Annotated in this window: 22 protein-coding genes and 2 pseudogenes; 9 read left to right on the top strand and 15 right to left on the bottom strand. The window is 42.4% G+C overall.

What is annotated here, in order from left to right:
• Positions 1–44 precede the first annotated feature (44 nt).
• Entirely contained in the window at positions 45–1,427 is a 1,383-nt protein-coding gene (locus O4M77_RS03940; RefSeq protein ID WP_323713878.1) for a wax ester/triacylglycerol synthase family O-acyltransferase, read from the top strand.
• A 157-nt stretch (positions 1,428–1,584) separates the two neighbouring features.
• Here the strand turns inward: O4M77_RS03940 and O4M77_RS03935 are convergent, their stop codons facing one another.
• From O4M77_RS03935 to O4M77_RS03910, 6 genes are all read right to left on the bottom strand, one after another.
• Positions 1,585–1,758, bottom strand: a complete 174-nt coding sequence (locus tag O4M77_RS03935; RefSeq protein ID WP_004783090.1) for a PA1571 family protein — start codon at positions 1,756–1,758, stop codon at positions 1,585–1,587.
• 132 nt (positions 1,759–1,890) lie between these two features.
• Entirely contained in the window at positions 1,891–3,345 is a 1,455-nt protein-coding gene (gene rng / locus O4M77_RS03930; RefSeq protein WP_005234484.1) for a ribonuclease G, read from the bottom strand.
• Positions 3,346–3,384: 39 nt separating this feature from the next.
• Positions 3,385–3,951: a Maf family nucleotide pyrophosphatase gene (locus O4M77_RS03925; protein WP_323713877.1), complete on the bottom strand. Its 567-nt coding sequence runs from the start codon at positions 3,949–3,951 to the stop codon at positions 3,385–3,387.
• On the bottom strand, positions 3,939–4,430 hold the full coding sequence (gene mreD / locus O4M77_RS03920; RefSeq protein ID WP_166139624.1) for a rod shape-determining protein MreD: 492 nt from the start codon (positions 4,428–4,430) through the stop codon (positions 3,939–3,941). Before mreD ends, O4M77_RS03925 begins: the two co-directional genes overlap by 13 nt.
• On the bottom strand, positions 4,417–5,274 hold the full coding sequence (gene mreC, locus O4M77_RS03915; protein WP_004783097.1) for a rod shape-determining protein MreC: 858 nt from the start codon (positions 5,272–5,274) through the stop codon (positions 4,417–4,419). The genes mreD and mreC overlap by 14 nt, the downstream gene beginning before the upstream one ends.
• A 16-nt stretch (positions 5,275–5,290) precedes the next feature.
• Positions 5,291–6,337 carry a rod shape-determining protein gene (locus O4M77_RS03910; protein ID WP_005234480.1) on the bottom strand — a complete coding sequence of 349 codons (1,047 nt, stop codon included), beginning with the start codon at positions 6,335–6,337 and terminating at the stop codon, positions 5,291–5,293.
• A gap of 132 nt (positions 6,338–6,469) precedes the next feature.
• Here O4M77_RS03910 and gatC point away from each other — a divergent pair, with 132 nt between their 5' ends.
• The 4 genes and pseudogenes from gatC to O4M77_RS03890 all read left to right on the top strand — a co-directional run.
• Positions 6,470–6,784: an Asp-tRNA(Asn)/Glu-tRNA(Gln) amidotransferase subunit GatC gene (gene gatC / locus O4M77_RS03905; protein ID WP_005234479.1), complete on the top strand. Its 315-nt coding sequence runs from the start codon at positions 6,470–6,472 to the stop codon at positions 6,782–6,784.
• A 52-nt stretch (positions 6,785–6,836) separates the two neighbouring features.
• Positions 6,837–8,315 carry an Asp-tRNA(Asn)/Glu-tRNA(Gln) amidotransferase subunit GatA gene (gene gatA, locus O4M77_RS03900; protein ID WP_004783101.1) on the top strand — a complete coding sequence of 493 codons (1,479 nt, stop codon included), beginning with the start codon at positions 6,837–6,839 and terminating at the stop codon, positions 8,313–8,315.
• The gene (gene gatB / locus O4M77_RS03895; protein WP_200229983.1) at positions 8,315–9,790 is read left to right on the top strand and encodes an Asp-tRNA(Asn)/Glu-tRNA(Gln) amidotransferase subunit GatB; all 1,476 of its coding nucleotides are present in this window, start codon (positions 8,315–8,317) and stop codon (positions 9,788–9,790) included. Before gatA ends, gatB begins: the two co-directional genes overlap by 1 nt.
• Before the next feature lie 111 nt (positions 9,791–9,901).
• Positions 9,902–11,032, top strand: a pseudogene (locus O4M77_RS03890) (IS4 family transposase); the annotation flags it as partial.
• Positions 11,033–11,065: 33 nt separating this feature from the next.
• Here O4M77_RS03890 and tnpC read toward each other — a convergent pair.
• The 3 genes from tnpC to tnpA form a co-directional block, all read right to left on the bottom strand.
• Positions 11,066–12,691: an IS66 family transposase gene (gene tnpC / locus O4M77_RS03885; protein WP_154320205.1), complete on the bottom strand. Its 1,626-nt coding sequence runs from the start codon at positions 12,689–12,691 to the stop codon at positions 11,066–11,068.
• A 74-nt stretch (positions 12,692–12,765) separates the two neighbouring features.
• Complete coding sequence (tnpB, locus tag O4M77_RS03880) at positions 12,766–13,101, bottom strand: IS66 family insertion sequence element accessory protein TnpB (protein ID WP_000618087.1); 336 nt, start codon at positions 13,099–13,101, stop codon at positions 12,766–12,768.
• Complete coding sequence (gene tnpA / locus O4M77_RS03875; protein WP_004828545.1) at positions 13,098–13,481, bottom strand: IS66-like element accessory protein TnpA; 384 nt, start codon at positions 13,479–13,481, stop codon at positions 13,098–13,100. The genes tnpB and tnpA overlap by 4 nt, the downstream gene beginning before the upstream one ends.
• Before the next feature lie 86 nt (positions 13,482–13,567).
• On the opposite strand from tnpA, the pseudogene O4M77_RS03870 reads away from it, so the two are divergent.
• A pseudogene (locus O4M77_RS03870) lies at positions 13,568–13,747 on the top strand (DDE transposase); the annotation flags it as partial.
• A 17-nt stretch (positions 13,748–13,764) separates the two neighbouring features.
• Here the strand turns inward: O4M77_RS03870 and O4M77_RS03865 are convergent.
• Positions 13,765–14,937: a hypothetical protein gene (locus tag O4M77_RS03865; RefSeq protein ID WP_163171869.1), complete on the bottom strand. Its 1,173-nt coding sequence runs from the start codon at positions 14,935–14,937 to the stop codon at positions 13,765–13,767.
• 97 nt (positions 14,938–15,034) lie between these two features.
• Here O4M77_RS03865 and O4M77_RS03860 point away from each other — a divergent pair, with 97 nt between their 5' ends.
• From O4M77_RS03860 to yddG, 3 genes are all read left to right on the top strand, one after another.
• Complete coding sequence (locus tag O4M77_RS03860) at positions 15,035–15,445, top strand: hypothetical protein (protein ID WP_257226153.1); 411 nt, start codon at positions 15,035–15,037, stop codon at positions 15,443–15,445.
• A 447-nt stretch (positions 15,446–15,892) separates the two neighbouring features.
• A complete protein-coding gene (locus tag O4M77_RS03855) occupies positions 15,893–16,879 on the top strand; it encodes an IS110 family transposase (RefSeq protein WP_096911503.1) in 987 nt (328 codons plus the stop codon).
• Between the two features lie 536 nt (positions 16,880–17,415).
• Entirely contained in the window at positions 17,416–18,351 is a 936-nt protein-coding gene (yddG, locus tag O4M77_RS03850) for an aromatic amino acid DMT transporter YddG (protein WP_323713876.1), read from the top strand.
• Between the two features lie 40 nt (positions 18,352–18,391).
• On the opposite strand, the gene O4M77_RS03845 is transcribed toward yddG, so the two are convergent.
• The 5 genes from O4M77_RS03845 to sbmA all read right to left on the bottom strand — a co-directional run bounded on the left by O4M77_RS03845 (position 18,392) and on the right by sbmA (position 26,531).
• Positions 18,392–18,886: a hypothetical protein gene (locus O4M77_RS03845; protein WP_323713875.1), complete on the bottom strand. Its 495-nt coding sequence runs from the start codon at positions 18,884–18,886 to the stop codon at positions 18,392–18,394.
• A 157-nt stretch (positions 18,887–19,043) separates the two neighbouring features.
• Positions 19,044–21,092, bottom strand: coding sequence for a M13 family metallopeptidase (locus O4M77_RS03840; protein WP_323713874.1), 2,049 nt, complete (start codon positions 21,090–21,092; stop codon positions 19,044–19,046).
• Positions 21,093–21,285: 193 nt separating this feature from the next.
• Complete coding sequence (locus tag O4M77_RS03835) at positions 21,286–23,325, bottom strand: M13 family metallopeptidase (RefSeq protein ID WP_323713873.1); 2,040 nt, start codon at positions 23,323–23,325, stop codon at positions 21,286–21,288.
• A 412-nt stretch (positions 23,326–23,737) separates the two neighbouring features.
• Positions 23,738–24,721 carry a hypothetical protein gene (locus O4M77_RS03830; protein WP_323713872.1) on the bottom strand — a complete coding sequence of 328 codons (984 nt, stop codon included), beginning with the start codon at positions 24,719–24,721 and terminating at the stop codon, positions 23,738–23,740.
• 616 nt (positions 24,722–25,337) lie between these two features.
• Positions 25,338–26,531, bottom strand: a complete 1,194-nt coding sequence (gene sbmA / locus O4M77_RS03825; protein ID WP_323713871.1) for a peptide antibiotic transporter SbmA — start codon at positions 26,529–26,531, stop codon at positions 25,338–25,340.
• Positions 26,532–26,935 lie beyond the last annotated feature (404 nt).

Raw genomic sequence — 26,935 nt, 5'->3', positions numbered from 1 at the left:
TATACATGAGCAGCTGAAGAAAATGCAGTGAGGCAATCTACGCTATGCGTCCATTACATCCGATTGACTTTATTTTTTTGTCTTTAGAGAAACGGCAGCAGCCTATGCATGTAGGCGGGTTATTTTTGTTTCAAATTCCTGACAATGCACCAGCCTCTTTTATCCGGGATCTGGTGACTGATATTCGCAATTCCAAATCCTCACCGATTCCTCCATTTAATAACTATTTAAACGGTTTATTTTGGGATGAAGATGAAGAGTTTGATTTAGATCATCATTTTCGTCATATTGCCTTACCGAAACCTGGGCGTATCCGCGAGCTGCTGACTTATATTTCCCAAGAACACAGCGCACTGATTGACCGCGCTAAACCTTTATGGACCTGTCATATTATTGAAGGCATTGAAGGCAACCGTTTTGCCATGTACTTCAAGATTCACCATGCGATGGTAGATGGTATTGCAGGCATGCGTCTGGTAGAAAAATCACTTTCCCATGATCCACATGCGAAAAGTATTGTGCCACCTTGGTGTGTAGAAGGTCCACGAGCAAAACGTCTGAAAGCGCCGAAAGTCAGCCGCATGAAGAATGTGTTACAGGCGATTAAAGGCCAGCTGGAATGTACGCCACGAGTGGCTTATGAATTATCACAAACCGTACTAAAAGATATGGGGCGTAATCCGGATTATGTGTCCAGCTTTCAAGCACCAAGTTCTATTTTAAATCAGCGTGTCAGTGCCTCTCGTCGTTTCGCAGCCCAATCTTTTGAGTTCTCGCGTCTGCGTCATATTTCTAAAGCTTTAGGTGTAACGATTAATGATATCGTGTTAGCGATCTGTTCAGGTGCCTTACGCGAATATTTACTCACACAAAATGCCTTGCCGAAAAAACCATTAATTGCAATGGTGCCCGCTTCTGTACGTAGCGATGACTCCGATGTTTCCAACCGTATTACCATGATTCTGGCGAATCTGGGCACGCATAAGGATGATCCTTTGGAGCGTCTTAAAACGGTACGTCGCAGTGTACTCAGTGCTAAAGAACGCTTTAAGCGCATGAATGCCAATCAGATTCTGAACTATAGTGCTTTTGTCTACGGTCTTGCAGGATTCAATATTGCATCTGGCTTAATGCCAAAACGTCAGGCATTTAACGTGATCATTTCCAATGTCCCTGGTCCTCAGAAACCTCTGTACTGGAATGGCGCACGTTTGGAAGCCTTATATCCGGCTTCGATTGTACTGGATGGACAGGCACTGAATATCACCATGACCAGTTATATGGACAAGCTTGAAGTAGGTCTTACTGCTTGCCGTAATGCTCTACCCAAAATGCAGAATCTATTGACTCATCTTGAAGAAGAAATTCAACGCTTCGAACGGATTGTGGATGGTGAACCCGTCCCAAAGTTGAAAGCGGTCAGTTAGCCGCGGACGAATAAAATCTGGCAATGGACTGCTAAAAAGTGTGTGAGCACTTTTGCCAATCATTTAGTAAAAAATAAAGGGGCAATTTAAGCCCCTTTATTTTATTCTTTTTACAGTTTGAATGAAATTCATACAACCGCAATCTATTTTGGTTTAATTAACTTTTAATAGTACGACATTGTTTCAATAACTGATGGCAGACAGAGCGAATCATAGAAGCTGTAATCTGAACTTCATTCCCGCGTTCATCCACAATATATCCTGCATGCACAGCCTTTGGTTCTAATACGTGTTTCAAGCTTTTATTGATTACAACTTTACTCATACTCATCATAGACTCCTTTTGCTAAGCCTAGAACTGGGAGAAAGGCTTTGGCTAATTTGATGTTTCTAGTATTGTAAATATCAGTAGAGTTGTAAAATTTCAGATGTAACAAGTGTTTAACGATATTCTGTTACAATTTCAGCTAAGAATGATATCGTATTGCTCTTGTGTGTATAAATTTTCGACCTGGAATTTAATTACACGATTAATAAAGTGTTCCAGATCCGCCACAGCCGGGGCTTCTGCAGTCAACAGCCGATCAATCACTGCCGGATGAGCAACAACAGTAAAGCCACTTTGTGATTCATAAGCGCGAGCATAGCGCAGGATTTCCCGAAAGATTTCGTAACACACTGATTCTGCTGTTTTCACATATCCACGTCCCTGACAGGTCGGACAGGACTCGCATAACAAGTGTTCCAAAGACTCACGGGTACGCTTACGCGTCATCTCCACCAACCCCAGTTCAGACACCTGGGTGATCTTGGTTTTGGCATGATCACGTTCCAGCATTTTCACAAACTGGTTCATCACCTCTTCACGGTGCTGGGCTTCCTGCATGTCAATGAAGTCGATGATGATAATACCGCCCAGATTACGCAGACGCAGCTGACGTGCAATCACCTGTGTGGCTTCCATATTGGTTTTAAACACCGTATCTTCCAGCGAGCGGCCGCCCACATAAGAACCGGTATTAACATCAATGGTGGTCATGGCTTCAGTCTGGTCAATCATCAGATAACCACCGGACTTCAGTGCGACACGGGTTTGTAAAGCCTTTTGCAGATCTTCTTCGACATTGTACAAATCGAAAATTGGTCGCTCGCCCGGATAATGCAGTAAACGGTCTTTCATATTCGGCACGAACTCATCCACAAACTCTTTCAACTTGCCGTGAATTTCGCGTGAATCGATATAGATCTTTTCGGTTTCTTCATTGGCTAGGTCACGAATGACACGCTGTGGCAAAGGCAGCTCTTCAAAGATCAATGAAGGCACTGCAATAACTTTTTGTTTGCGCTGGATGTATTCCCACAGTTTGGCTAAGTAAGCCATATCCTGTGCAATCGCCTCTTCTTCAATGCCATCCGCAGCAGTACGGACAATCACGGAGCCAGGCAACTTGTGTTCTGCCTGAATACGCTCAATGATCGAGCGTAAACGATTGCGTTCATCTTCGGATTCAATCCGCTGCGATACGCCAATATGATTGCCATATGGCATCAGGACCAAATAACGTGAAGGAATAGAAAGATCAGTAGATAGGCGTGCGCCCTTGGTACCGAGCATGTCTTTCATCACCTGAACGGTAAGAATCAGACCCGGCTGCAGCAGTTCGAATACATTCGGCGTTGGCTGGTTACGTGGCCAGACCATGTCATTGATATGCAAAAATGCCGTTCTGGACAGGCCAATATCAACAAAAGCGGCCTGCATGCCCGGCAAGACCCGGACCACTTTTCCTTTATAGATATTCCCGACCAATCCGCGCTTGGCCGTACGCTCGACAAACAGTTCATTCACCGTGCCGTTTTCAATCAACGCCACCCGACATTCCATCGGTGTGACGTTAATCAACAACTCGTCAGACATAACAACACTCAAAACATTATAAGAATTCTTTTTCAGCAGTTAATTTAGTGCCTTAACCGTCTGCAATAACTGTACTGTTTCATATAGTGGCAATCCCACTACATTAGAATAACTACCTTCTATTCTTGGAATATAACGCGCTGCAATTCCCTGTATTGCATAGGCGCCTGCTTTCCCAAGCGGCTCACCTGTTGCCCAGTAACTTTCCATATCATGGCTATTTATTGGCTGAAATTCAACCTGTGTACGAACTACTATACTGTATTTTTCTTCTTTTGTGCGGACGCACACGCCAGTATACACATCATGCCATCTCCCTGAAATTTTTTCCCACATTTCAAAGGCATGCTGTTTGGATTCAGGTTTCCCCAAAATCTCATTATTCACACCTAAACTGGTATCCGCAGCAATAATAATGGCATCCGGAAACAGCTTGGCCACCGCTTCCGCTTTGACTTGCGCCAGACGTTCGACATAGGCTGCAATGGACTCATTTTCCAGTACAGATTCGTCTACATCTGGGCTACAGATCTCAAAGTTCAGCCCGAGTTGCTGCAAAAGTTCACGGCGTCGGGGTGAGCTGGAAGCGAGGATTAAATGCGCCATTTTCTCAAAAAGTAATAAAGCACTGGCCATATGATGACACTAGTCAGCATGGGAATCCAATGTCGTGCAAATGAGAATTGTACGCCGGTCGAAATCTGGGCAAAGAAGATAATCATCAAATGTGCCAGAATCGCAATTGCCGTAATGACCCATAAATTAGCAAAGGTCAGAATACGGCGCTCACGGGTCAGGAAACGTGCCACAAAAGCAATGATGATAAAGCTAAGTGCATTGAGACCTAAAGGCGCATCAAGCAGTAAATCAATGAAGATCCCGGTAGCAAATGCAAACCAGATTCCACACCAGGTCGGCTGACACAATACCCAGAACAGCATGACCATTAACATAAATAATGGACGCCATCCCGAGGTCTCGTAAGACAGTGGATAGACTGAGAGAACAGAAGCCACGATCACCGAAATGACAATGGCAAATAAAGGATCACGATGTGTTTTAGGTCGCATCTTAGCGATTGACATGCGGTTGCTCCATCGCTAATGAGTCAGAGAACAGCACGACGACATGATGACCACCGGCCAACTGTGCCGCTGGAGTAACATCAATCTGGGCAAATTCCCCTGAATTATGCCGTTTCACGTTAGAGACCGTCCCCACCAGATAACCTGCCGGAAAATGCTGTCCCAGACCCGAGCTGTAAACTTTTTCACCGACTTTGATATTGGCGCTGGTCGGTACATATTCCATTTTCAGGCGTCCCAGATCCCCGGTCCCCGAGACAATGGCACGCATACCAGTATGTTCCAGACGCACTGACAAGGAGTGTTCTTTATCAGAGAGCAGCATGACCCGGCTACTATGCGGATAGACATCAATAATCTGTCCCATAATCCCCATATCATCCAGTACGGTCTGACCGACTTTCAGCTTGTTATTGGAACCACGGTTGATCACGATGATATGGCGCAGCGGATCAGCATCGGTACCAATCACCTCAGCAATTTCCATACGCCCATCAAGAATCAGAGGGGTATCTAAAAGACCACGCAAACGGGTATTTTCCGCAGAAAGCTCTGCAATTTTTTGTAAGCGAACTTGCGCCTGCAATAGCTCAGCCCGCATCGCGGTGTTCTCACGACGCAGTTGTGCTTCAGATTTGGTTTGTTGATTCAGCCATTCTCGCGACAGTACCGGATAGCTGGCCACGGCATAAATGGGATTATAGGCCGCGTACAAGACATCCCTTGCAGGTTGAACAACATGTGGCATGCGCCAGTCAAAGAACAGCACCACCAGACATGTTATCAGTGCAATGATAAAAGAGCGAAAAGATGGCGGTTGTCGAGAAAACAGATGTGCTTGCACCCGCCGAATCCTTGTCTTAGCCTACAAATAACATGTCATGATTTGGATTGTCGAAGAATTCGAGTACCTTACCACCACCACGAGTCACGCAAGACAGTGGATCTTCAGCAACCACAACAGGCAGACCTGTTTCTTTTGCAAGAAGCTTGTCCAGGTTACGCAGCAATGCACCACCACCGGTCAACACGATCCCGCGTTCAGCGATGTCAGAAGACAGTTCAGGAGGTGTTTGTTCCAATGCAGATTTCACCGCAGACACGATGTTTTGTAGTGGATCAGAAATCGCTTGAGTGACTTCATCCGAGTTCACCACAATCGCGCGAGGCACACCTTCAGCCAAGTTACGGCCACGAACTTCAATTTCCAGCGGTTTTGCACCTTCATCTGGAAGTGCCATGCCAACTTCTTTTTTGATCACTTCAGCTGTGGTTTCACCGATCACGCAACCATGTGCCTTACGTACGTAGTTGATGATCTGTTCATCAAATACATCACCGCCAATACGCAGCGAGTCTGCATATACACAGCCCTGTAATGAAATTACTGCAATCTCAGTTGTACCGCCGCCCACATCAACAACCATCGAACCACACGCCTGCTCAACCGGCATGCCTGCACCAATTGCAGCTGCCATCGGCTCTTCAATCAGACGTACTTCACGCGCACCCGCATTATAAACTGCTTCACGGATCGCACGGCGTTCAACCAGTGTCGATTTACATGGCACGCAAACCACCACGCGTGGCGCTGGCGGGAATAAACGTTTTTCGTGTACCTTACCAATGAACTGATTTAACATGGTTTCGGTCACTTCGAAATCCGCAATCACGCCGTCTTTCATCGGACGGATTGCAGAAATATTTGCTGGGGTACGACCAAGCATTTGTTTCGCGTCAAGACCTACGGCAGCAACAATTTTATGTGAACCGCTGTGACGGATGGCTACAACCGTCGGTTCATTTAATATAATGCCTCGTCCTGGCGCATAAATAAGTGTATTTGCAGTACCTAAATCAATAGCGAGATCTGGCGAAAACAAGCCTATTAGTCGTTTTAGAATCACGGGGACGTTCTCAGTTAAACTTTATATGGACGCAAGGTGGCCACTTTAACTAAATGTGATGATTTGGACAAGTCAATCGCTTATCATAACGCATGATAATTTGAATTTTTTTAATACTGATTAGGTAATATTATGTCTACATCGGATGCACAGTCTTCTGCAGATTTAAATGCAGAAACAGTTTCAGCTATTGCCAACCTCGCAAGGTTATCTCTTAATGATACGCAATCTGCTGAATATGCTCAAAGTTTAAATAAAATTTTAGGCATGATGGAAACCCTGAAAGGCATCGATACTGACGGTGTTGAACCACTGAAAAGCCCTTTCGACCACCCACAGCCTTTACGTGAAGATGTCGTGTCGGAAAGCAATCATCGTGAGGAATACCAAGCAGTTGCACCTGCTGTACAGGACGGTTTGTATCTCGTCCCACGCGTGATTGAGTAATTACTACCCAGTTCATTCTTTTTATTAAATTAAACGTAAAGAATTATTTCTCATGACAGATTTACATCGCTTATCCATTCGTGAACTGACTGAAGGTTTGGCAAATGCTCAATTTTCATCCCGCGAATTGACTCAACACTATTTAAAACGCATCGAAAAAATTGATGCACAGGTCAAGGCTTATGTGACCGTGACTGCTGAACAGGCATTGGCTCAAGCTGATGCTGCCGATGCTGCAATCAAAGCAGGCAACGCCACCGCCCTGACTGGTGTGCCCATTGCACATAAAGATATTTTCTGTACCCAAGGCATTAAAACCACTGCCGGTTCTAAAATGCTGGACAATTTTATCTCTCCTTACGACGCGACCGTTGTAGCGAAAGGTAAAGCTGCGGGCTTAGTCACACTTGGTAAAGTGAACATGGATGAATTTGCCATGGGTTCAACTTCCGAGTCTTCTTATTTTGGCGCGACCAAAAACCCTTGGGCACTAGATCACGTTCCAGGCGGTTCTTCAGGTGGTTCTGCTGCGGTTGTGGCTGCTGATCTGGCACCTTTTGCAACCGGTACGGATACCGGTGGTTCAATCCGTCAACCAGCATCTTTTTGTGGTCTGACTGGTCTAAAACCGACTTATGGCCGTGTATCACGTTTTGGTATGATCGCGTATGCATCATCTCTAGACCAAGGCGGCCCAATGGCACGTTCAGCTGAAGACTGTGCTTACCTGATGAATGTGATGGCTGGTCATGATGCTAAAGATTCAACATCAATGGATAAAGATGTTGATGACTACGTTGCCAACCTGAACGGGACTTCTGTAAAAGGTCTACGCATTGGTATTCCAAAACAGTACTTCAATGTTGAAGGTTTAGATGCAGACGTGAAAGCACGTGTTGAAGAATCACTGAAAAAACTGGAAGAAATGGGTGCAACTCTGGTTGAGATTGATCTCAACATGACAGAAGCTTATGTTCCAACTTACTATCTGATCGCACCGGCTGAAGCATCCTCTAACCTGTCTCGTTATGACGGCGTACGTTATGGCTACCGTTGTGAAGAGCCAAAAGATCTACTCGACCTTTACAAACGTTCTCGTTCAGAAGGTTTTGGTGCTGAAGTTCAGCGTCGTATCCTGATTGGTACTTATGCCCTGTCTGCGGGTTATTACGATGCTTATTATGTGAAAGCACAAAAAGTACGTCGTTTAATCCAGCAAGATTTCTTAAAAGCATTTGAATCTGTAGATGTCATCGCTGCGCCTTCTGCACCGACTACCGCATATCGCATCGGTGCGAACCTGTCTCCGGTTGAAATGTACTTAGGTGACATCTACACCATCGCGGTCAACCTTGCCGGTCTTCCTGCGATTAACGCGCCTGTTGGTTTTGACAAAGACAACTTGCCAGTTGGCTTACAGTTGATTGGTAACTACTGGTCAGAATCTCAATTGTTGTCTGTGGTACATCAGTATCAACAAGCAACCGATTGGCATACTAAACGCGCTGCAATTGCTGAGGAGAATGCATAATGGCTAAAAACGCTGCTAAACCAAAATCTAACCTGATTGATGGTTGGGAAGTCGTTATTGGTATCGAGATTCACACTCAGCTTGCGACTAAATCTAAAATCTTCTCTGGTTCATCAACTGAATTTGGTAATGATCCAAACACTCAGGCGAGCCTTGTAGACCTTGCGATGCCGGGCGTATTGCCAGTATTAAACAAAGAAGTGGTTGATCTTGCGATTCGCTTTGGTCTGGGGATCGATGCGTATATCGATCAGGCTTCTGTATTTGCACGTAAAAACTACTTCTACCCGGATTCTCCAAAAGGCTACCAGATCAGCCAGATGGACAACCCGATTGTGGGCTTGGGTCATATCGACATCCAGCTTGAAGATGGCACAGTAAAACGTATTGGCGTGACTCGTGCGCACCTTGAGGAAGATGCAGGTAAATCAATCCATGACCAGTTTGAAGGCATGTCAGGCATCGACTTGAACCGTGCCGGTACGCCGCTTCTTGAAATCGTATCTGAACCAGATATGCGTTCTGTTGAAGAAGCTGTTGCCTACATCAAAGCAATTCATACGCTGGTTCGCTGGTTAGGTATTTCTGACGGTAACATGGCAGAAGGCTCGTTCCGTGCCGACTGTAACGTGTCTTTACGTCGTCCGGGTCAACCGTTCGGTACACGTTGTGAATTGAAAAACCTGAACTCATTCCGTTTCATTGAACAGGCGATCAATGTTGAAATTGAACGTCAAATGGAAATTTTGGAATGGGACGGCACCATTGATCAGGAAACTCGTCTGTTCGACCCTGTGAAGATGGAAACCCGTTCAATGCGTTCTAAGGAAGAAGCGAACGATTACCGCTACTTCCCTGATCCAGACTTGTTGCCTGTGGTGATTCCAGATGCGCAAATCGAAGCGATTAAAGCGCAAATGCCTGAGCTGCCTGCTGCACGTCGTGCGCGTTTCGTGGCTGACTTCGGTGTGACTGAGTATGATGCTCACGTACTGACCCTGACTCGTGAAATGTCAGAATTTTACGAAGAAGTCGTTAAGGCTGCTGGCGGTGCTGCACAAGGTAAGATTGCTGCGAACTGGGTGATGGGTGAATTCTCAGGTGCTTTAAACAAAGCTGGCCTAGACCTTGCTGACTCTCCTGTATCTGCTGAGAAGCTGGGTGGCATGATCGCACGTATTGTTGATAACACCATTAGCGGTAAGATCGCGAAACAGGTGTTTGGCTTTATGTGGGAAGAAGGCAAAACTGCGGATGAAATTATTGCTGAGAAAGGTCTGAAACAGGAAACTGATACAGGTGCGATTGAAGCAATCATTAAAGAAGTGCTCGCTGCCAATGAGAAGATGGTTGAAGAGTATAAATCTGGTAAAGAGAAAGCCTTTAACGGTCTAGTTGGTCAGGTGATGAAAGCGTCACGTGGTAAAGCCAACCCTGCTCAAGTGAATGAATTGATGAAGAAATTGATTGGTTAAAACTGATTAATTTTGGAATAAAAAACCCGCTTTAGAGCTAATGCCAGTCAGTTAAGCAGACATTAGAAAAATGTAGTAAAAATGAGTGTATGCCAATACGCTCATTTTTTTATGACTTTATCTGAAAATTTAGATTGTACTCTTCAACATTCTCTACCTTCACTTAGCCATTTCAGTGAATTCATTGATTTAAATTGGATTGAAGAGAGCCTGCGTCAAACAGGTAAGGCTTCTATCAGGAGAAGAAAATTACCTGCCGAACATGTGGTATGGCTGGTGATTGGGCTTGCCCTGTTTCGAGATCAACCGATCGGGTATGTGGTAGAGCAACTAAAACTTGTGTTTGGTACCACAGAATATTGCGTTCCCAGTGCAGCAGTACAAGCACGACAACGCTTAGGGCGAGAGCCCTTGAATGCCTTGTTTTCTCTACTCAGCCAAGCCTGGTTTGAAGAATCCCAACAGCAATACTCAAACTTTCATGGCCTTAGTGTATGTGCTGTTGACGGGGTGGTTTGGTCTATGCCTTATACAGATGAGAATTTTGCACACTTTGGCTCATCTAAGGGTAAAACTGCGGTAGCACCTTATCCGCAAGTGAGAGCAACCTGTCTGGTGAATACCAACACCCATGAAATCATTGATGCCCAAATAGGTAGCATGGATCAAGGTGAACTTACACTGGCAAATCGATTATGTCCTCCATCGCATAGTATTACTCTGTTTGATCGAGCCTATTTTTCTGCTGATTTTCTAATAGGATGGCAAACACGTGCAGAGGCAAGCCATTGGCTTATGCGCGCAAAAGATAATTTACGCTATGAGATCATTAAGCGTAATTCCCAGCATGACTTTCATATCAGGATGCCAATATCAGCAAGAGCCAAGAAGCTGAATTCAACATTAGGGGATTATTGGGAAGCGCGTTTGATTGAAGTTGAGCAGGCAGGAAAAATTAGACACTATATCACTTCATTAATAGATTCAAAGATATATCTACTGCTAGCCTTAGCAAAGCTTTATGCTCAGCGCTGGGAAATAGAAATGTGTTACCGAGAAATCAAAAGTGATTTACAGGAAAGTAAGCATTTGAGGAGCAAGCAACCTGATTTAATTTATCAAGAATTATGGGGTGTCTTCATTGCTTATAATATTCTAAGAAGACAAATGAAATATATGGCTCAACGTGCAAAAGTCAGTCCTTTGAGAATCAGCTTTCATATTGCATCTATCGGCATCCTTAAGTAAGCGTCCGCTGAACCCCATGCCTATTTTTTAATTCGATTTAGGTTTCCAGCGGTGTGGTAGCAATTCTTCAATCTGAGTCACTTTATGTGTCGGCAACCTTTTCAGCACATCACTTAAATAGGCATAGGGATCCAGCCCATTCAGCTTTGCTGACTGGATTAATGTCATAATATTGGCTGCTCGCTGACCGCTGCGCAGCGAACCTGCAAATAACCAGTTCTTACGTCCCAACGCCCAGGGGCGCATCTGGTTTTCCACCCAGTTATTGCAAATCGGTAGATTGCCATCATCCAGATAGCGGCTTAAAGCTGGCCAACGCTTCAGAGTGTAATTGATCGCCTTGGCGGTTGGAGAACTCGATGGCACAGTCAGTTGATGTTGGTTGAGCCATTCATACAGTTGTTGCATCACCGGTTGACTATGCTGTTGTCGGTATTCGCGGCGCTGTTCTGCTGTACCATCGGTCTTTTTCCTGAGTTCTGCTTCTATGGCATACAGTTTCTGAATCAGCACTAATGCCTGTTCAGCGACCTGACTTTTTTTGGTCACATGCAGTTCATGGAATTTACGACGCGCATGCGCCATGCAGCCCACCTCAATGACCTGACCTGATTTAAAGCGTGCTTTATAACCGCTGTAATCATCACAGACCAGATGGCCCTGCCAGTCTTTCAGGAACGCTTCAGCATGCTGACCTGAACGACTATCCTGAAAGTCATAGATCACCGCCTGAACTGGATTGTACTGTGTGGTGGCATAGGCCCAGACATAACCTTTCTTCGGTTTTTTCTCATTCTCACCCATCCGCATAATGGTGACTGGTGTTTCATCTGCATGCAGCACCTGCTGTTGCAGCACCACCTCTTTTAAGGCATTAGCCAGAGGCTCCAGTTCCACACCGCAGCGACCAATCCAGTCAGATAAAGTGGATCTGGACAGATCAATGCCAGCCCGCTGATAGATCAGGCGCTGACGGTACAGCGGCAAATGATCGGCATACTTCGATACCAGCACATGGCTGAGCAGTTCAGGTGAAGCAATGCCTTTATCAATCACATAGGCAGGCATCGCTTGCTGAGTCAGGGTGTCACACTGATCACAGACCCATTTGCCACGAACATGCTGTTCCTTGTAGAACTGTGCCGGTCTGAAATGCAGTTTTTCACTGATATCTTCGCCGATACGACGTAACTGGCAGCCACAACTGCATTGGGTTGATGCAGGTTCATGCTCAATACGGATGGTGTGTAGATGATCTGGCAGCAGTCGACGTTTAGGTTTATTGGTTTTGGCTTTCTGTGTCGCTGCATCGGTTTTATCTGCATTTAATCGTTCTAATTCCAGATCAACGGCTGCGATATCTTCTTCGACCGCTTCGTCCCACAGATGGATTTGTTTTGCGGTGAGATGTTCGTTTTTACTGCCGAATTTATGCTGTTTAAACAGCGCCAGTTCATGCTCGTATTTTTGATTGAGAATAGAAAGATGTTGAACTTTAGAATCTAATTGCTGATTGGTGACTTCAAGATGTTGAACTCTGGCATCTAATTGCTGGTTTGATTGTGCCAGAGACTGATGCTGCATCGCCAACTGCCTGGTGAATTCCAGCAGTTGTTCATGGGTCAGTTGGCTTAAGTCAGGCAGCGTATTCATGACCGCAGTATGCCTGAGGTCATGAGAAGAATGAAATAGAACGTTTGGAGAATAGCAGAATGGAACAGCCTGGTTTAAAGCATCGTCACCACCTGCTGTCGTCCAATTCTCTGCCAGGGCAAACCTTGGATTAATGCCTGTAACTGTTCCGGGCTGAGGGCCACGGTTTCACCTTGGTGAACTTGAGCCCAGTGGAATTTTCCCTGTTCCAGCCGCCGGGCACACAGCCAGATGCCCAGTCCATCATGTACCAGCACTTTCATGCGATGGCCACGTTTATTACAGAACAGGTAAGCACAATGCGGTTTAATGTAGCCAAAGGCTCTCACCACCTGAGCCATGACAGTATCCATCCCTGCTCGCATATCCAGAGGTTGGGTAGAAAGCCAGATTTCATCGATACGGATCATGTTGCCAGCACCTTGAGTAATTCTGCCAAGGCAGGTATTTCTGATACTTGCCATTTCAAGCCAATTTCTGCTTTTGAGTGGGGTAAAGTAATTTGAACTTTTAACATGTCAGTAGGAGTAGGATCTAATGGTGCAGAGCAAGATAAGGCAATAAATGCAGGTTTATTCGGTAGTGGTGAGCGATCACTCCCTGGCTTAGCATCAATTAAGCGAATCCATTTGGATACAAGATTTGTATTCAATCCATGTTGCAAAGCGACTGAAGCAATTGAAACGTCCGGTGCTTTACAAGCCTGAACGATCTGCTGTTTAAATTCAGCACTGTATGTTCTTCGTTTTTTCGCAAGAGATGCGATGGATGTCTGATGATTTGTAGTCATAAATTTAAGTCCCCACTTGTTTCTAAGTGGGGACTAAATTAAGGCTTATAGGATGAATTCATAAGGTGTGTTCAGCGGACGCTTACATCCTTAATATATTAAGATTCGACTCTTTAGACTCCGCAGGGAATTTACCCAAACATCTAGAAAGTTTACTGGAGAAATCTAGGAGGTATGTTTTGCCTGAGAGGAGGGTTAGAAGTTGCCCAAGAGTTGTGAAAGGTAAACCACTGAAATACCCAAGAAAATGCCAGTCAATTTCTTAACTGACTGGCATTACGCTTTAGAGCGGGTTTTTTATTTTTTCAATAATTTCTTTAATGTTGGCATTAATCTCTTCTACATGATTAAAAAACTGTTCTGATAAGTTTTCTCTAGCAATTTTAGACTCAATGATTTTATGATCGGCTTCTGTTCTATCTTTTTGCAAAAGACGTACTGCTTTGGTTAATTTTTTTGAAGATCCTATTTTTTCTTCAAACAATCCTAATAACTCTAACTTACTAATATCTCGTCCTGATTCATATACAAAATCTTTATCTAAACAATCTTTATTATTTCTAAGAAAATCTTTTAAAGTTTTCTGATTAATATTATCTGGTCCGACTAATTTAAAGAGTTCACTACAACTATCAAAATAAGATTTTTGAGTATTTTCGACTGGAGGACGGCAATAAATATTTTGTACTTTATTAAAAATATTATTCTCAAACAGTGAGTTTAATGACTCTAAGTTGTTAGTTAAATCTGATAATTCATCAGTATAGTTCACCCACGCACCTTCATAATTTCTATTAAAGAATTTTTCATAGGCTTCGTCATTAGGGAGAAAATCTAATTCATGGATATTAAGCTCGTGCGAATGCCAATATCTTTGTTCAAATTCGCTCATGTTAGCCAAATCTTTATATATGGCAACAATGGCTGATTTTCCATTTGCTAATGCTTTTCTACCATGTCTAACATGGATATATCTTTCTTCAGGTGTTTCTTCAGAACAAATATAGATATGCCCACCTGATCTAGAATCATCGAGTTCATAATATTCAGGATAATCAAAATATCGAGCTAATACAGATTCATCAAAAAGTACCTGTGATAACTGATGAGCTCCTAGATATAATCTTTTCTTATACTCTGGAATACTTTTTCTAACTAAATCACTAGAGTAAAAAAATTCTTCTAGCATCTGCTTTGAAGGAAAATATATATGCACCTTAATCGGAGTAAATTCAAATTCTCTCGTTTCTGAGTCTATTGATATTTGAGACAATTCGACATTTGCATTGATAGTCCCATAATTCGCAGCTACTAAATCTTCCATAGCACGCATGACAATTGAATTATCAATTTCAATTTCATTTGCTATTTCTGAACTAGCGGTTCCACCAAATGATTTATTCCAATTTTCTATTGAAATTTTTTCGATATTTTTCTGTATTTCATCTAATTTCAAGGAAAAACTCTCACTTTTCTAATTATGACGGTATAACATGTTAATTTATAAAATCTTTCCAACTTTATTCAAGTGATAATTCTCAACGTAAAATAACATGATCATCAAAAAAGTATCCTCCATCGCTAAACTCGAAGACTTAGGACGAATTCAACTTTCAAAGTCTTTCTTTATGCGTGACTTTCTGTATAGCGAAATCGCTAATTGGTACGGTGTACCCAACTTTCCCGATTATCCTGACATTGCCATTCGAACAGGCACAGAACTGTGCAAACAACTGCTCGAACCTATACAAGAAAAGTTTGGACGTATTGCGATTCGCTCGGCGTATCGCTCACCAAGCGTCAACCAACTTGGTAATGAAAAAGGACATAACTGCGCCAGCAACGAGAAAAACTTTGCTAGCCATATTTGGGATTATCCAGACGAAAAAGGTTATGGTGCAACAGCGTGTATCGTTATTCCTTCATTTCTAGAACTGTATGAAAAAGATCAAACCACCTGGTAACAACTTGCTTATTGGATTCATAACAACCTGAACTATAGCCACCTACAATTTTTCCCAAAACTTTGCGCTTTTAATATCGGCTGGCACGAGCAGCCTACGCGGGAAATTTATAGTTATATTCAGCCAAAAGGTAATTTGCTGCGGGGTGAAGCTGTAAATCCGGAGTTTGAGAAGTTTTATCCTGATTTTTTGTAATTCTCCCTCACCCCCTTGCGAAGCAGTGCTTCTTGTATCTTGATTGATATAGTGATTAGCTACCACTATACGCAAATTGTAGAGTTTGGAGTGCTGCTAAAATCTTAAATTTGAACCTGAGATAAAACCTACAATTTGCCCTTATCCCTCATACAACTCTGAACGGTAACTAAGCACTTTGATGCTGTATTCACAAGGTAAGATGATGGTTAATGGGATAAAAATCATAGCTTAAACTCAAGGAATATCACCATGATTATGCTAGGTATTGATGTCAGTAAAACCAAAATAGATTGTTGCATTTTCCCTCAAGGTTTGACTGGAAAAAGAAAAAATAAAATATTTACTAATACAGAAAGTGGCTTTGGCAGTCTGCTCAAATGGCTCATCACTCTTAAAATTGAACCTGATCAAGTGACAGCAATCATGGAAGCGACTTCGGTTTATCACGAGAATTTGGGATATTATCTATATGATGCAGGTGTAAAGGTTTGTGTGGCTAATCCTTCACGAGTAAGAGCCTTTGCCAAAGGCATGTCCATGCTAAATAAAACGGATAAAGCTGATAGTGAAGCTCTTTCACGTTATGGTTACACCGCAAAGTTAATCATATGGCAGCCTGAACCTGAAAATGTCAGATTATTAAAAGCTTTACTAGGCAGACGAGATGTCTATCTAGGTAGTCTATTGCAGGAAAAGAATCGACTTGAAAAGGCGCAGTCCACTCATACCTCCGTTGTTGTGATTAAATTACTTGAAGAGAATATTGAGTATTTAAATCAGCAACTTGAACATATTGATAAGTTAATAAATAATCACATAGATCAAGATCCAACATTGAAACAGGATTTGAAATTACTGCAAACTATTCCTTCAATCGGTGAACGATCAGGCTTATTACTGTTGGGGTTATTTCATTCGCACAAGTTTGAAAAAGCAAGTCAAGCTGCTGCATATGTAGGTTTGGTTCCAGTACATCAGTTGTCTGGCAGTTCAGTCAACAAGCAAAGTCACTTATCAAAAGCAGGTGACAGTAAAATACGCTCAGTATTGTATATGTCGGCATTAACAGCGATTAAATATAATCCACACATTGAAGCTTTATATCAACGATTATTAAGCCAGGGTAAAAATAAAATGTGTGCTTTAGGTGCTGCAATGCGCAAGCTTATACATCTGTGTTATGGCGTTTTAAAACATCAGACTGCCTATCAAAGAGATTATTTAGTGGTCGAATAATCTCAAAACCTGATTGACTACCAAGACGGTATCTCATCCCATAGGGAGAGGGAGTATCAAATAATTTCATGACTGCATTAATTTAATAGTGAATAATCCCCTCTCCTTTTAGGAGAGGGTTAGGGAGAGGTATTTCTAAAATGAAGCACTAGAGAGGCTTAGAGAAAGGTTAAATTCATGCTATAAAATCAAAAACAAACCGAAGAAAAACAAAAAAATGCCAAATCACATTATCTTACTCAGCATTATCCTGATCATTCTTGTATTCATCATTGGCGCATATCAGTCAAGACAACGCAAACCCATCAAACCACGGAGGCACACAGCCAGAGAAAGCAAACTTGCCAACCTTTCCGATGGTATCGAGCTAATTTTCACACCCATTTTCTGGATCATTAAACTCATGATCGGGATATTCAAATCATAAAGCGGTTGTTAACGATTTTTTTGAATTTGATCATAAAATCGTGTTTATCCCATATTGAAAATCACTCAACAGGAATACAATCTGCACATTCTCCCATCCCGCCCTTATCATGTCGAAAAATCTCGCTACGCTGATTGGCTTAAGTGCCATTTTACAGTGGTCATCTATCGTGGGATTACTCAAAAAAATCAGTTTTAGTATTGGACCTGATCTGGCTGTACTTATGATGTATAGCTTAAGCACCCTGCTCTTACTGGCTGTTTTTGGCGTTCCCAAACTCAAAACCATACCCAAGTTCTATCTGCTCAGTGCAGCTGCATTATTTCTGGTATATGAAATCTGCTTTGCCTATGCCGTAGCACTCGCACAAACTGCACAGCAAGCCATTGAAATTAGTCTGGTGAATTATTTGTGGCCCAGTATGACCATCGCCATGCTGATTTTATTTCATGAACTAAAATTTCATAGCTTGGTGGTGGTGGGGCTTAGTATTAGTCTGGCAGGTATTTTTTATATCCAGACAGGCAACGGCGATATTCATTTAGCAACCGTCATTCATAACATTCAAGCCAATCCGACCAGTTACATCTTGGCATTTATTGGAGCGAGTTTATGGTCGCTGTATTGTGTATTTACCAAAAAATACAGCCAAGGACATAACCCGATCGTGTTCTTTTTCGCGATGGTAAGTGTGGTTCTCTGGAGCAAGACGCTGCTGTTAGATCACGAACAACTGCCGCAACTTCTTAATATTGACTTGAATATTATGCTGTATATGTTGCTGGTCTCGATCGTGACTGGCCTAGGTTATGCAGCCTGGAATATCGGGATTAATCAGGGCAATATCGCAATGCTGGTCGCGTTATCTTATTTTAGTCCGATCTTTTCGTCTGTCATTTCGATGTGGGTGCTGAATACCAGTCTATCCCACACCTTTTGGATCGGCACGATGATGGTCACCTTAGGTTCATTTATTTGCTGGCTGTCGACCAACTGGAATGAAATTCGGGATCGACTGTTTCCAGGCAAGCTTTATAAAACTTAAACCACATTTTGCGGTTTAAGTTTACTGCATCTGCAATCCATTAACGGGTGATGCCTAGTTTATTCCACACGTCAGGTGTCAAAAACGTCGTAACCAGTTTGCTCATGTCGATATATTTGAGTACACCATTCAGCTGACTTTTGATTTCGGGATTTTTGAGAATTTCCTCACCCGTGACCTGCCCAAGCTCCTGGAAACTTTCACCCACTGCTTGTACCCCTTCAGCCTGAATGACCGCTTTGGTCTGGGTTGGACATTCCTCAACCAGAATCCGCTGTAAAACCGTCGCTAAATTTCTGTCGAGCGTTTCCTTTTGAGTTGCAGTTACATTGCTAAAAGCTTTTAGATCAGGATGATTTCCCAATGCCACAAAGGTCCATTGCAAGACTGTGGCTTTATCGGTGGCCGTCGTGGATTTCATTAAACAGTCACTGAGCTGATCAACTGTTGGGCCGGCTGTCGCAACTTGAGTTGCACCCAGCAATACTGTAGTCATAAAGACTGCCCGAAGACCCGATAAAGCTTTGAACCCCATATTTCTTTCCTTTTTCACCCGTTCAAACTGCTTGAACAATGCTGTTTCTTTGTAGCACGTAAAAGGTTGGAAAACCTGTAGAACTCTGTAACCTGAGAGATAAAAAAAATCCCGACATCAGTCAGGATTTTGGGAACCTATAAATTAAATTTCAGACTTACCAGATTTTTACCCGTTTATCTTCTTCCAGATACATTGGATCTTCTTGCTTGACGCTAAAAGCTTCATAGAAAGGTTTCTGGTTAAGTAAAGTGGCTCGGCCACGAATGGCTGCTGGTGAATGCGGGTCTGTTTTTAACAGCTGCAATGCCAGTTCCGGACGAACTTTGGCACGCCATGCCTGTGTCCAACCAATATAGAAACGCTGATCTCCGGTATATCCATCAATCACCGGAGCAGGCTTGCCATTTAGTGACAATTTATAAGCTTCATAGGCAATCGCCAGACCTGAGTTATCGGCAATATTTTCGCCTAAGGTCAGCTCACCGTTGACGTGATAGCCCGGTATCGCTTCATAAGCATTATATTGCTCGACCAGAGCTTTGGTTTTTTCCTTGAACTTTTTATCGTCTTCTTCGGTCCACCAGTTTTTCATGTTGCCATCTGCATCAAAGCGGCTGCCCTGATCATCAAAGCCATGACTGATTTCATGCCCGATCACTGCCCCGATTGCGCCATAGTTCACGGCATCATCGGCATTCATATCGAAGAATGGCGGCTGTAAAATTGCAGCAGGGAAAACAATTTCATTGCCCATCGGGTTGTAGTAAGCATTTACTGTTTGCGGCAGCATATGCCATTCTTCACGATCGACCGGTTTACCCAGTTTATCCAGTGCGATGTCATAATTGAAACTGTTGGTACGACGCAGATTACCAATCAGGTCGCCATCTTTAATTTCCAGCTTGCTATAGTCACGCCATTTACTTGGATAGCCGATTTTCACTCTAAAGCTTTTCAGCTTACGGTGTGCCTGTGCTTTGGTTTCTGCCCCCATCCAGTCCAGTTTTTCCAGATTCTGTTCACATGCCAGCAACAGGTTTTCTACCAGTATTTCCATACGTTGTTTTTGTTCAGGCTGGAAATGTTTTGCGACATAGACTTGTGCCAGACTTTCACCGAGTACGGCATTGGTCATATCAACCCCACGTTTCCAGCGTGCCCGTTGCTCGGTCACGCCGCGTAAGGTTTTGCTGTACATTTCAAAGTTGGCATCAGCAAATTCCTGGCTTAAGTAAGGTGCAGCACCATCAATCAGATGGAATTTGAAATAGGTTTGCCATACATCGAGGGGGGTGCTGCTTAAAATCTTGTTTAAATCTTCAAAATAACTTTTTTGCGCCACAATCACGGTTTTGGTTTTTTTATCTAAACCCGTCGCTTTAAAATAGGTTTTCCAGTCAAACTCTGGCACCAGACTTTTGACATCTTTTAATGTATAGACGTTATACATTTTTTCGAGATTACGGTTCTGCACGTTATCCCACTGAATTTTGGCAATTTCAGTTTCTAAGTTCAGGATAGATTGTGCATGTGCAGCCGCTTCTGCTTCTGTTTCACCCGAGAGCGTCAACAGCTTAGCAATATGTTTAACATAGGTTTCACGGGCACTTTTCAGTTTTTCATCGTCTTTTAAATAGTAGTCACGATCCGGTAAACCTAAACCACTTTGACCCAAAAACACTGCCATTTGATCAGATTTTTTCAAGTCAGGAATCACGCCAAATTCAAAAGGCGTACTGACATGGTTTTTTGCATAGTCTGCAAGCAACAAAGTGAAATCTTTCTTGCTTTTCATGGCATCAATTTTAGCGATATCTGCTTTCAGCGGCTGGATGCCTTTTGCATTTAAAGTTTCCGTATCCATAAAGCTGGCATACAAGCTCCCCACTTTCTGCTCATTGCTGCCATATTCCGATTTGGTTCTCGCCAGCTCTTCTACAATGTCATGTAATTGCTGGGTCGAGTTTTCACGCAAAATCGTGAATGCACCCCAGTTTGGCATATCAGCCGGGATTTCCTCATGCTCTAACCAGTGTCCATTTACATGCTGATAGAAGTCCTGTTGTGGTGCGATTTTTTTATCAAAGTGTTGAAGATGAATCCCCGAACCAAGTGCTGTAATAGCGGTTTGATCTGAAGCATAATTTGCAGAGGAAACGGCTAATAAAGCACTTACCAATGCGGTTTTTAGAAAAATTTTCAAAGCTTGCTATCCTCGCGCTTCACTGCGCAGTTGAATTTATCAATGCGTGTTGACCTGATAATCAAACACTTAAATCTTTATAAGCAGCATATATGCCAATTTTTAAACTGTTCTTGACTCTGCCTGCTGGTCGTTTAGATAAAAAATAGGCCTGTCTCTTTTCAGATAAACAGACCTGTTTTTTTAAATCCTGTTACCAGATGGAGATTCGTTTTTCAGGTGATAAATACATCTTGTCCCCTTCTTTAATCCCAAAAGCTTCATAGAAACTTTGCTGATTGCGGACGGCGCCATTGCCACGTACATGACCTGGCGCGTGGCTGGCAAGGTTTAGGCTATTTAACAGATATTCAGGATTACTTTTGCTACGCCAGACTTGTGCCCAGCCTATATAAAAACGCTGATCTCCACTAAAGCCATCAATGACAGGTGCTGGCTGACCCTTGAGTGATAACTTGTAGGCCATATGAGCGATCCCTAAGCCTAGGTTGTCAGAGATATTTTCACTTTTATTTAATTCCGCATTCACCTTATGCCCTGGCAGAGCTTCATATTGTTTATATTGCTCGACTAAGGCTTTGGTGCGTTCATTGAACTTCTTACGGTCGCGCTCGTTCCAGGTTTCTTCACCCTTGCCTTTGGCATCAAAGCGGCTTCCTCTATCGTCAAAACCGTGGCTAATTTCATGTGCGATAACAGCCCCGATGGCACCATAATTCACTGCAGGATCATGACTATCATCATAATAAAATGGTGCCTGCCAGATGGCCGCAGGTAATACGATTTCATTCAGCTTAACGTTATAGTAAGCATTGGCTGTTTGTGGCGACATGTGCCAGGCTTCTGGATCAATCGGTTCTCCCACCTTGTCCAGTTCACGCTGGTAATTGAATAGCCGGGTCCGCTGGATATTCCCAATCAGATCATCTTTACGAATCTCTAGGGCTGAATAATCCCGCCATGTTTTCGAATAACCAATTTTGATATTGATGCTATCCAGCTTATGCCGCACTTGTTTTTTGGTATCCGAACCCATCCAGTCTGCCTGATCCAGTTTCAGATGAAAGGCTTTACGGACGTTTTCTACCATTTCCAGCATCGCTGGGCGCTGGCTTTCATTAAAGTGCTTTTCTACATAGAGCTTGCCAAGTACATTACCTAAAATACCGTTAGTTAGCTTCAAGGCAGACTCATTCCGTGGAGAACGTGCTTGTACACCCTCTAGCGTTTTGTCATAAAATTCAAAATGATGATTTTGAAAAACTTCTGTTAAAAATGGCGAATAACTATTGATCAGATTGAATTTCAAATAGGTTTGCCAGGTTTCAATTGGAACAACCTTCCATAACTGATCCAGCTGACGCAAATAATTAATCTGCGAGATCGCAACCTCTTTTCTTGCACCTTTTAAGCCCAGTTCTGAGAAATAATTCATCCAGTCAAAAGAAGGCATATAGTTAATAATATTTTTAGTTTCAACGAGATAGGTTCTCACCTCATCATTGCGCAGCTCCACAGCGGACCAGCTAATTTTTGCCAGTGCCTTTTCCAAAGCCAGAATAGTGCGAGCATCTTCAATCGGCTTGGGCTGACCGGCAAAATTCAGGGTATTGGCGATATAAAGCAGATAAGTATTGCGAATTTCCTGTTGTCGAGGCTGCTCACTCAAATAAAAATCACGGTCAGGCATTCCCAAGCCACCTTGCCCTACATACATCATCGCCTTGGAAGAAGCTTTACGGTCCTGATAAAAACGGGTAGAGAATGGCAAATTCAGATTGATTTTTTCCGCATAGGCAAAAAATTCTGCCAGATCTTTTTTGGTCTTGATACTTTCAATCCGCTGCAGGTCTTGTTGCAATGCCTCAAGTCCGAGCTGTTCTAGCCGATCGGTATCCATATAACTGGCATAAAGATCCGCGACCTTTTGTTCATTGCTACCTTGCGGATGCTGTTTTTTGGCCAGCTCATTAAAAATGCCAAATAACTGCTGGGTTGATCTCATACTCACTTCAGCAAATGCACCCGACAATGCCTGATCTTCTGGAATCTTTGCGGTTTTCAGCCAGTTTCCATTCACGAATTGATAAAAATCCTGCTTTGGATCAACCGTCCGATCAATCGCATTCAGATCAATTGCCGATTTTAATGAAGTTGTACTCACTGCATAACTCACAGGTGAATGTAGAAATGCACCCACAAGAATCAAATGACTTAAAATATGTTTTCTCAAGCGATAAATCTCATTATTGTGTATGTTAAAAATCAATTAGTTTTTCTTGCTCTGGCCATAAGCACAAAACTGATAATTTTTAAGCAAGAGATATACCAATAATTTTTAGAATATGCCGTTGAATGGGCTTGTATTTAACAAGAGAGATAGAGGAGAAAATCTGAGATGGTGGCGGGAAATTTACTCTGAAATGAGGTTCGATTTGCGACCCAATAATAATTAATTTTTATTCCTATCAACAGAATAACTATTTATCTTTTATCATTGATCTTCAAAAGAAAAATATTATTTTTAAGTTCTGCTATGCTTAAGAAATACTTTTTTAAATATCACCAATACTTAAAGTAGATGACTTTTCATGTGCATCTACTTTGCCAAATAAATGATCAAACTGCATGTGAAAATAATAGACTTATTTTAACTGTCTCAACTGATTCTTCGCCCCAGTATGGTTATAGTTGGTGGCCAGATTCTGCAGTACTCGTTTGGCCTGAACCTTGGAATTTGGAATACGGTTAGCATAGACTGGAATACTGCTTAAACAGCGTGCCACTAGCATGCCGGATTCGGTATAGACACGTGTTCCTTCTGTACCCTGTAATTTGCCATAGTTATAGGCACGCTGGGCATTATTGCAGGCATTGTTCAGGTTCTTACCGCTATTGATATCACGGCGTGCAGCTACATACAGTTTCATCTGCTGCTGTTGTGGCGTTTCGATACTACTTGTACGAGCAGCGGGAACAGCAATCACTGCCGGTTCAACAGCAGGGATTTTTATCTCTTTCTTATCGGCTTCTTTTTTATCTACTTCCTTTTTCTCATCTTTGACTGAGGTTTTGGCCGCATTCTTTTCAGCAATTTTATTAGACTTAGCCGTAGCCTTATGGCCCTGATAGAAATGACGCGCTTCAGCCGAGCTTTGAAGTTTGCTCAGGATCCGGACTACACGGGTAGTATTATTTTTTTCTGGCTGACGTTCAGAGATCGGCTCAATAGAAACAATCCAGTTTTGCCCTTGAGGCATCGTACATTGATAGGCACCAATACCTTGGGTGACATAACGGTTTTTGCTTAAACGGTTCTTCTGGGCAGAATCTTTTACTGAAGCCAACTGGCTTTTGTATAACAGTGAAAACTTGCCGCCCCGTTCATGACAGTACTGGCTTAAAGTGGTTCGTGGATAGAGGGATTGTGGCTCTAAATGCTGCTTGGATTTTTCCCATGAATAAACATATTCTTTTGCCGAACCATCAGCCTGATTCAGGTTTCTTGTAACGATCAGTTCTTGAGGACTTGCATAAGGATGCTGCATATCTGATTTCATTTGCTGAATACTATTACATCCAGCCAGACTTGCTACACATATTGTTGGAATTATTAATTTTAGCTTCACTGCTTATCTCCCCCAGGCCTCTATAACATATAGCAAATGTGCCAAAACAACAATCTCAACAGATTGATAAATATAAAAATATAGCGAGACCTATCACTAAAAATGAGGAATAAAATGCCTAATTCATCCGGCTTTAATCCAGATAAATTGATCAAATTAACATTCTTCAAGTCAACAAATACGCTGGATTACTCATCAATTGAAAGATGAAGCAGTAGAAAAAAGATATAAAAAAACAGAAGAAACAGATCAGTTCTCCGGTTACTCATTCAACAAAAATTAGAGATATTATTATCATGGACAATAACGGCAATTATGCTCTCTATCGCTGTCTGAATGAGATTATAATTTGAATAATTTCCTTTACGTACACTAATTATTTTTATACGTCATATTATTGGAAATTAAACAGCACCCTGGCTGGCCTTTAAAATTCTAGACAAGAAAAAATAGCTTGAATACCCTAATATTGGGATGTTTTAGTGCCATTCATCCTAATTTTTTCGCACCTCTCTAGATCGTAATTTTCAATTAGATTTTGAATAAAAATTAATCAATAAAAAAGCCAGACCTATAATGATCTGGCTTTTAAAATTGTCTATGAATATAAGAAAAATTAATCGAGATGGGATTCAAATGCTTTCAAACGTTTATAGATGGAGAGCAATTCAATAATCGTAGGCCAGGATAAAATCAGATATTGGAAGGATTCACGAACTTTACCGAACACATTCAGGATCTGCATCATCAAACCGAGTGTAATCGCACCCGCGGCAATACTTGGAAACAAAATAAATAATCCGTAAATATTGTCCAGTTGCAGATACCAGATGCGGACCATATTGAAATAGGCATAGTGGAAATATAGCCGGAAATAATTCGTACGTACCCGGCTAAACAGTTCTTGCAAGGTGAGCGGGTGAGCGCGATCGGCATAATCTTCACCATAAACCAGCTCTTTACGATAAGCCGCTTCTACTTTCTGATTATTGAATTCCAGTCCAGGGAGTTTCATCCCGACAATCATTAAAATCACAGTGCCCAGAACTGCCCATCCGATCGACGCCCACATTAATGCATGCGGTATTTCACCGACAATCGGCAGTACTCTTACATGACTAGATAACTCATACAGAATTGGCAGGAATGCCATTAATAGCATCAGAGATTCAATGAGCGAGACACTGAGCTGTTCCGTAGTTTTGGCAAAGCGCATGGTATCTTCCTGAATACGCTGTGATGCCCCTTCAATATGACGTAACTTTTCCCAATGCGCCGTATAGTAGTCATTCATCGCCGTACGCCAGCGGAATACATAATGGCTGACAAAGAACAGGTTAAACACCGCCAGCGTGACATAGACCATGGCAATATAAATAAAGGTCAATGCACCTTGATATAGTAGGCTGACATCTCCGCCCCCTTGGGTGAGCATATTCTGGATCTGGTCATAGAACGGACTATACCATTCATTTAAGACCACATTAACCTGCACCCCAAACCAGATATTGAACAGGATAAAGGCCGAGCCCCATACGGACCAGCGCTGCCAGGGATGTTTCGCTTTAAAATACCAGAAGGTAGCAAATATCGCGGTACTCACAAAAAACCAGAGATAGAACCAGAGAAATTTTGGCGCCCAGAAACGGCTGATTCCTATCGGCATTTTAAGATCATGATAACCTTCAGTCATACCTAAATAGACACCCCAGCCTGATCCACCACTATGCCAAAGGCCAAGATTGATCAGAAACCACAGTACCAGACTACTAAAAAACCACACTGGTTGTGGAAAAAATGACTTAAACATTGGGGCTTAATTCTCCTTATAGATGTACGGGTCATCCAAATGACGCACAGTTTATTCTTATTTTCAGACTTTCAACGAACTGCAGCATAAATTTGCAATTCAATGTAAAAAATTACATACAAACACAAAATCGCTAAAGCCAAATTGATATCAGATTATATGATTCTTGCTTTAATACTAGCGCATAACGTACGCAATAGAATGGAGGAGATCATGACTGGCCTGTCAAAAAGTGACAAGTAGATTTTGCGCTAGATTTACTATTTGGGGCCGTTTGTCTCCTTCTCTTCTTTTCGTCGGTAAATAAACTGAAAATATTCGAGTTTAAGAAACACAAATCGTTTGAAAATTAAATCTTAATCTCTATCCCTTTAATTTACTGACTTAAGCGCTTTTTAAGAAAA

Source organism: Acinetobacter sp. YWS30-1, from assembly GCF_033558715.1.
Taxonomy (GTDB): domain Bacteria; phylum Pseudomonadota; class Gammaproteobacteria; order Pseudomonadales; family Moraxellaceae; genus Acinetobacter.
Note: the sequence above shows the minus strand (reverse complement) of the source record. Positions and strands in the feature narration are given on the sequence as shown.